The 6,415-nt window shown below is 68.8% G+C and carries 8 protein-coding genes and 1 pseudogene; 5 read left to right on the top strand and 4 right to left on the bottom strand.

The window, feature by feature from the left end; all coding sequences use genetic code 11:
* A pseudogene (locus F3H13_RS16465) lies at positions 1-329 on the top strand (IS6 family transposase); the annotation flags it as partial.
* 30 nt (positions 330-359) lie between these two features.
* Here the strand turns inward: F3H13_RS16465 and F3H13_RS15910 are convergent.
* The gene (locus F3H13_RS15910; protein WP_149799983.1) at positions 360-926 is read right to left on the bottom strand and encodes a DUF192 domain-containing protein; all 567 of its coding nucleotides are present in this window, start codon (positions 924-926) and stop codon (positions 360-362) included.
* 113 nt (positions 927-1,039) lie between these two features.
* Between F3H13_RS15910 and F3H13_RS15905 the strand changes: the two genes are divergently transcribed.
* From F3H13_RS15905 to F3H13_RS15890, 4 genes are read left to right on the top strand one after another with little or no spacing between them, the layout of a single operon-like run.
* Positions 1,040-1,630 carry a hypothetical protein gene (locus F3H13_RS15905; protein ID WP_149799982.1) on the top strand — a complete coding sequence of 197 codons (591 nt, stop codon included), beginning with the start codon at positions 1,040-1,042 and terminating at the stop codon, positions 1,628-1,630.
* Positions 1,627-2,535, top strand: a complete 909-nt coding sequence (locus F3H13_RS15900; protein ID WP_149799981.1) for an RNA methyltransferase — start codon at positions 1,627-1,629, stop codon at positions 2,533-2,535. The genes F3H13_RS15905 and F3H13_RS15900 overlap by 4 nt, the downstream gene beginning before the upstream one ends.
* 2 nt (positions 2,536-2,537) lie before the next feature.
* Positions 2,538-3,230 carry an AzlC family ABC transporter permease gene (locus tag F3H13_RS15895; protein WP_149799980.1) on the top strand — a complete coding sequence of 231 codons (693 nt, stop codon included), beginning with the start codon at positions 2,538-2,540 and terminating at the stop codon, positions 3,228-3,230.
* Positions 3,227-3,583 carry an AzlD domain-containing protein gene (locus F3H13_RS15890; protein WP_149799979.1) on the top strand — a complete coding sequence of 119 codons (357 nt, stop codon included), beginning with the start codon at positions 3,227-3,229 and terminating at the stop codon, positions 3,581-3,583. The genes F3H13_RS15895 and F3H13_RS15890 overlap by 4 nt, the downstream gene beginning before the upstream one ends.
* A gap of 34 nt (positions 3,584-3,617) precedes the next feature.
* On the opposite strand, the gene F3H13_RS15885 is transcribed toward F3H13_RS15890, so the two are convergent.
* The 3 genes from F3H13_RS15885 to F3H13_RS15875 form a co-directional block, all read right to left on the bottom strand.
* Positions 3,618-3,986 (bottom strand): hypothetical protein, encoded by a 369-nt coding sequence (locus tag F3H13_RS15885; RefSeq protein ID WP_149799978.1) that lies wholly within the window; start codon positions 3,984-3,986, stop codon positions 3,618-3,620.
* Positions 3,987-4,088: 102 nt separating this feature from the next.
* Positions 4,089-4,421 carry a hypothetical protein gene (locus F3H13_RS15880; protein ID WP_149799977.1) on the bottom strand — a complete coding sequence of 111 codons (333 nt, stop codon included), beginning with the start codon at positions 4,419-4,421 and terminating at the stop codon, positions 4,089-4,091.
* 61 nt (positions 4,422-4,482) lie between these two features.
* A complete protein-coding gene (locus F3H13_RS15875; protein ID WP_149799976.1) occupies positions 4,483-6,414 on the bottom strand; it encodes an aldehyde ferredoxin oxidoreductase family protein in 1,932 nt (643 codons plus the stop codon).
* Between the last annotated feature and the right edge of the window lies 1 nt (position 6,415).

The raw sequence follows: 6,415 nt of genomic DNA, 5'->3' as shown, positions 1-6,415 counted from the left end.
ATCCGCAGACGAACAGAATCCTTCATTCGCGGCTGTTTCCGACGTATACGATCCCGATCGCACGAGAATTTCTCACTGAACTAGCTGAGAAACATGATGTCGAAGACGCTCTGTTTCTCGTCGATGACGCAGACGATCTGATCGGTGGGCTCCGCCGCGAAAACTACAGCTACCGTGTCGAACAACACGGCTTCAGAAATTCTGTCGAACGTGTCTTTAGAGAAGTAGAACGACGAACCTCTTCGTTTTCAAACTGTTTCAGCCATGTCGATCCACCGACCGCGGAAACGTGGTTGCAAGCCCACGCCGTCTGGTGGAATCATGCTTAAGTTAACACGACGCGGCCAGATAAACTCTATTTATAACTCAAATCGAAGCGAGTCGCCGACTGCGACGCCGTGGCGGTCGGTCCACTCGTAGGGGACCTCCAACACGTACTGGCCCGACCCGTCGTACTGTTGCTCCTCGCCGTCCTCGTTCGGTCCCGGTTCGGGCGCGTTGTGGATCCGGGTGATCTCCCGGTCGCCGTCGACGAACACGATATCGATGCCGAAGCTCATCCGCCGCATCACGTACGTCAGGCTCTGGCGCGGCGCGTCGTAGACGAACAGCATCCCACCGTCCTCGGGCAAGGATTCGGCGTCGCTGAGCCCGAGGAGCCGCTTGTCGTCGGTATCAGCGATCGCCGCGGTCACCGACCCCCGAGCCTCGCCCTCGGGGCTCTCGACGGTCACCGCCGTCGTCTCGTAGTCCGCGTACGGTTCGCTGGGCCACTCGGCGTCGTCGCCCGTCGTCTCGCCGTCGCCGCCCGCGCCGCTTCCGTCGCCCGCCTCGCCGCTGTCTGTCGGCTCGCCGTCCCCGAGACAGCCCGCCGCCGCGCCCGCGGTCGTTACAGCAGCCAGTCCGAGGAGCCGACGGCGTCGCATACTCGCATCGAGGCGGTTCGTGGATTTAAAAGGCCGGCTCCGTCGGGCCGCGTCGCGCCCGCCCTCGTGCCGGGAAGGACGCGCTTTTATCGCCGCCGGAGCGTAGCGTGGACATGGCGAAAGTGAGCATCGGCCTCCGCGGGTGGCGCTTCGAGGAGGACGAGATATTCACCGACGACGAGGAGCTGAAGCCCCTCGACGAGATCCCGGAGGACCCCCGGGAGCGACTCCTGCGGCTCGTCAGCCTCGTCGAGGAGCCCTGCGACGTCTGTTACCTCGACTACGGCGACGACGAGGTCCACCGCTGTAACGAGGCGGAGATCGTGTACGGCGAGCCGAACGGCGAAGTGCTGCTCTGCCCCGAACACGAGCCGGACCTGCTCTACTGGTTCCGCGAGGCGGGCGGCAGCGAGCACAAGGGATCCGTCGAGTTCGCCGACCGCTTCCACGAGTGGGTCGCCGCCGGCAACGAGGCGCCGGAGGGGTACGGCTCCGTCGAGCACGTCGAGGAGGACCCCGACGGGCTCCCGGACCTGCCCGACCAACAGGAGGTTCAAGCGCGGCTCGAAGAAGACTTCGAGGGCGAGCGGATCGACATCCTCGAACTCGCGGGACAGGAGACGGACGACGAGGAGGAACTGACAGACGAGGAGGTCGTCGAGGCCGACCTCGACCTCTCGACCGACTACCCGACGGACCGATGAGCGGCGACGAGGGGGACGAGGGGAACGCGAACGCGGCCGACAACAGCGACGAGCCCGACGCGAACGCGGCCGACGACGGGCCCAAGCACGACGCGAACGCGACCGATGCGGTGCCGGACGATCCCGACGGCGGTCGGCGGAAGCCCGTGGTCGTCGTCGTCGAGCCCGAGACGCCAGGAAACGTCGGCACCATCGCGCGGGCGATGAAGAACTTCGGGCTCACGGATCTCAAGCTCGTCGACCCGCCGGAGTTGGCGGAGGACGGCGAGGCGTACGGCTTCGCCGGCCACGCCCGCGAGGACGTGCTGCCGAACGCCGACGAGGTCACATTCGAGGAGGTCGTCGCGAACTACCACACCGTCGGCACCACCGCGATCACCGGCGAGGACGACCGCAGCCACGAACGCTTCCCGTTCAAGACGCCCGTCGAACTCCGCGAGTCGCTGAAGACGGTCGACGCGCCCACCGCCATCGTCTTCGGCCGCGAGGGGCGCGGGCTCAACAACGAGGAGCTCTCGCGGCTCGACGAGGTGTGCTCGATCCCGGCCGACGACGACTACCCCGTCCTCAACCTCGGGCAGGCCGCGACGGTGCTGTTATACGAGCTCCGCGACCTCACCGTCGACGAGACGCAGCTGCCCGACACAGAGGTCACGCGCGCCCCCGAGGCCGACGTCGAGCGCTTCCACGGGTTCTTCGCCGACTTCCTCGCGGCGACCGGCCAGCGCGATCACGTCCGCGAGAAGAACGCGCTGTTAATGCGCCGGCTGCTCGGCCGCGCGCATCCGACGGAACGGGAGATCCACACCCTGCTCGGCACCTTCCGGAAGGCGAACACCAAGCTGGAACACGCCGACCACCTCGCGGCGAAGTACGACGAGCACCCGTACCCGCGGGAGGAGTAGCCGTGCGCGGCCCCGTTCTCGACGAGGACCTGTTAGCCGGCGTGCGAGACGTCTCGCCGCTCATGCTCGGGATCGTCCCGTTCGCGCTCGTTGCGGGCATCGCCGCGGTCGACGCCGGGCTCGGCCTCGCCGAGGCGATCGGGATGTCCGTGATCGTGTTCGCGGGCGCCTCCCAGCTCGCCGCGCTGGAGCTGCTCGGCGAGAACGCGCCGCTCGCGGTCGTCGTCGGCACGGCGGCAGTCATCAACCTCCGAATGTTGATGTACTCGGCCTCTATCGCGCCGCACTTCGCCGACTACGGGCGGCGGCTCCGCGCGGGGCTCGCCTACCTCCTCACCGACCAGGCGTACGCACTCTCGGTCGCCGAGTTCGACGAGAACCCCGAGCGCAGTCAGTGGCGCTACTACCTCGGGGCGGCCGCGTCGCTGTGGATCGTCTGGCAGGTCGGCACGGTCGCGGGCGTCGTCCTCGGCGCCGGCGTCCCCGACGCCTGGGGGCTCACCTTCGCGGTTCCGCTCGTGTTCCTCGCGCTGCTTGTCCCCGCGATGAAGGACCGACCGACCACCGTCGCGGGCGTCGCGGGCGGCGCGGTCGCGGTCATCGCGGCGGGCGTGCCGTACGAACTCGGCCTGCTCGTCGGTGCGCTGTGCGGGATCGCGACCGGCGTGGTGACGGAAGAGGTGCTACCGTCGTGACGGGCGGCCTCGGTGCGGTCGTCGCCTCCCCGCGAGCGTGGGTCGCCATCGTCGTCATCGGCGCGATCACCTACGGGATCCGGCTCTCCTTCATCCACCTGTTCGGACAGATCGACGGGGTCCCGACGCGCCTCCAGCGGCCGCTGCGGTACGTCCCGCCGGCGGTGCTGGCGGCGCTCGTCCTCCCGAGTCTGGTGACGCTGCGTCCGTCTGTCGCGGCGACGCTCTTCGACGAGCGGCTGATCGCGGGCGCCGTCGCCGGCGTGGTCGCGTGGCGGACGGAGAACGTGTTCGCGACCATCGCGACCGGGATGGCGACGCTGTGGCTGTTCCGGTTCGTCGTGTTCGCGTGAGCGGAGCGAGGAGCGGGGCGCTCGGGAATTCGAGTCAGTCGAACCCGCCCGGCCGCCGCCTCGCCAGCGCGAAGGCGACGACGCCGACGAGGAGGGCGACGACGAGCGCGCGCTCGACGCTCACGAACCCGCGGAGCGACGAGACCGCGTACGAGGCGGCCGCGACGACGAGGACGGCGTAGCCGACCGCCGAAACGCCGAGGAGCGCGGGGCGAGCGCCCGGCGAGTCCCAGAGGCGGAGCCACGTCGCGGCCGCGGCCGCGGCGCCGACGAGGACGCCGACCGGGAGCCCGACGAGCGCGGAGAACTCGATCGACGCCGCGAGCAGCCCCGTGACGGCGGCGCCCGCGAGAAGGAACGCGGTCACCCCGATCCCGACGGTCGCGACGAGTCGCCAGTTCATACCCGTCCGGTCGCGGCGAGGGATGTTAAGTAGTCACGGCGAACCGCGGCGAGAACGGCGTAGCTACGGTCGAACGATTCCGCGTCAACTCGGAGGAACCGGTCAGCGCTCGCGCTCGGTCGCGCGCGCCGACGGGCGGTCGCGCGCCTCTGAGGCGTCCCGGTCGACGGGGCGGTCGAACCGGGCGTCGCCGTCGACCTCGCGCTCGCGGGCGGCCGCGATCCGCTGTGCGCCGTCGGCGAGCGAGTCGAGCGCCGCGAACAGCCGGTACGAGACGTACGGGCCGACGGTAAACGCGAGGACGGTCCAGACGCCGAGCAGGATCTGGCCGACGATCAGCAGCGAGTAGACGAACACGAACAGGCTCACCGCCGCGAGCGTGGTGCCGACGCGCGTGCGGAGGGCTTCGGAGGGCGAAAGCGGGTCATGCGCCATGGACGGCGCTACCGGCGCGGAGTACTTAAAAATAAACGCGAGTCGTCGGACGCGATCGCTCTCAGTCGTCGGCCGGGGCCGCGGAGTCGCCGGCGGAGACGCCGGTGCCGGGCCCGATGTCGATGCCGAGCGCCTCGAGCTTCTCGTCGGGGACGACGCCGTCGACCCAGTCGCGGGTCTCGTAGTACTCGGCCTTCAGCTGGTCGAGTTCGACGAGCTCGCCCTCGCTGGCGCCCGTGCCGGGGATGGCGTCCGGGTGCCCCTCGATGAACCGGTTCGGCAGCGTGTCGTCCGCGCCGTCGAAGCCGGCGAGGTTGTTGTAGTAGCGCTCGAGGTTGTACACGCGCTCGCCCGCCTCGAACAGATCGTCTTCGGAGAGGTCGCGGCCGGTCATGCCGTTGTACTGGAGCACGTACTCCTCGATCCCCTCCGCGAACGCGCTGAACTTACAGATGTCGAACGAGTCCGACACCGCGTGTAGGTCCTGGAAGGTGGCGGTGAGCTCGCCTTTCCCCTCCCACTCGTACGGGTCGACTTTCTCCGGGATGCCGAGGATCTCGGCGGCCGGCGTGTACCCGCGCAGGTGGCAGGCGCCGCGGTTGGAGGTCGCGTACGCGATCCCCATGCCCTTCATGCAACGCGGGTCGTAGGCTGCCATCGTCTGGCCCTTCACGGAGAGCTTGTTGCCGTGGGCGTCCTTCGCGTCGGCGACGCGCTCGGGGCCCTCCGCGAGGAGGTCGCCGAGGTCCGACGAGCGGTGGCCGATCTCGTCGATGAGATCGATCATCGTCTCGGAGTCGCCCCAGTCGAGGTGGCCGACGCCCTCGAGTTTGCCCTCCTCGCTCATCTCCATCGCCATCGCCATCATGTTGCCGGCCTCGATGGTGTCGATGCCGAGGTCGTTACACCGGTCGAGCATGACGGCGATCTCGTCGCGGTCGTCGTGGCCGGAGTTCGGGCCGAGCGCCCACGCGGACTCGTACTCGTACGACTCCATGCGGACGTTCATCTCCTCGCCCTTGTGGGTCACGTCGACCTCGACCTCCTTCTTACACGCCACCGGACAGGAGTGACACGTCGGCTCGTCGACGAGGATGTTCTCGCGGACGTTCTCGCCCGAGACGCGCTCGGCCTGGACGTCGACGCCGTCGGCCTCGCTGTACGCCTCCGTCGAGGTGTGCTTCGCGTTCTTCGTCGGGAGCCCGTCCATCTCCTCGGTCGCGTTCATCAGGACGTTCGTCCCGTACATCGAGAGCCCGCCCTCGTTGGGCGCGGTGACGTCGGACTCGCGGATGACCTCCATCGCCTGCTGGTAGCCCTCCTGGAACGTCTCCGGGTCGGCGGGCTTCGGCATGTCGGTGCCGGACTTCACGACGACAGCCTTCACGTTCTTCGAGCCCATCACGGCGCCGGTGCCGCCGCGGCCCGAGGCGCGGTCGTCCTCGTTGATGACGCAGCCGTAGCGCACCTCGTTCTCGCCGCCCTGCCCGATCGCCATCACGGAGACGTCGCGGCCGACTTTCCCCTCGACCTCCTCGCCGAGCTGGTCGATCGTGTCGTGGACGCCCTTCCCCCAGAGGTGCGAGGCGTCGCGTACCTCGACGTCGCCGTCCTCGACGAACAGGTAGACCGGCTCGTCGCTCTCGCCGTCGAGCAGGATCCCGTCGAGCCCCGCCCACTTGAGCCGCGCGCCGGACCAGCCGCCGTGGTGCGAGTCCGTGACCGTCCCCGTCAGCGGGGACTTCGTCACCAAGGCGATCCGACCGCTCATCACGGTCTGGGTCCCCGTCAGCGGGCCCGTCATGAACGCCAGTCGGTTCTCCGGTCCCAGCGGGTCCACGTCGGGACCCTTATCGAAGACGTACTTGACGCCGAGCCCGCGCGCGCCGATGTACTTCTCCGCGTCGTCGTCGTCGATCCCGCGGTAGCTGACCTCGCCGCCGCCGAGGTCGACCTGTGCCACACGGTCTCTGTAGCCGCCCATTTCAGTCATG

The sequence above is a fragment of the Halorubrum xinjiangense genome (genome assembly GCF_900102375.1).
In the GTDB taxonomy this organism is placed as follows: Archaea; Halobacteriota; Halobacteria; order Halobacteriales; family Haloferacaceae; genus Halorubrum; species Halorubrum xinjiangense.
Note: the sequence above shows the minus strand (reverse complement) of the source record. Positions and strands in the feature narration are given on the sequence as shown.

Excerpts from the sequence above, each read along its gene's own strand:
- F3H13_RS15910 (WP_149799983.1), bottom strand. The coding sequence starts at position 926 with ATGCGACGCCGTCGGCTCCTCGGACTGGCTGCTGTAACGACCGCGGGC.
- F3H13_RS15905 (WP_149799982.1), top strand. The coding sequence starts at position 1,040 with ATGGCGAAAGTGAGCATCGGCCTCCGCGGGTGGCGCTTCGAGGAGGAC.
- F3H13_RS15900 (WP_149799981.1), top strand. The coding sequence starts at position 1,627 with ATGAGCGGCGACGAGGGGGACGAGGGGAACGCGAACGCGGCCGACAAC.
- F3H13_RS15885 (WP_149799978.1), bottom strand. The coding sequence starts at position 3,986 with ATGAACTGGCGACTCGTCGCGACCGTCGGGATCGGGGTGACCGCGTTC.
- F3H13_RS15880 (WP_149799977.1), bottom strand. The coding sequence starts at position 4,421 with ATGGCGCATGACCCGCTTTCGCCCTCCGAAGCCCTCCGCACGCGCGTC.
- F3H13_RS15875 (WP_149799976.1), bottom strand. The coding sequence starts at position 6,414 with ATGACTGAAATGGGCGGCTACAGAGACCGTGTGGCACAGGTCGACCTC.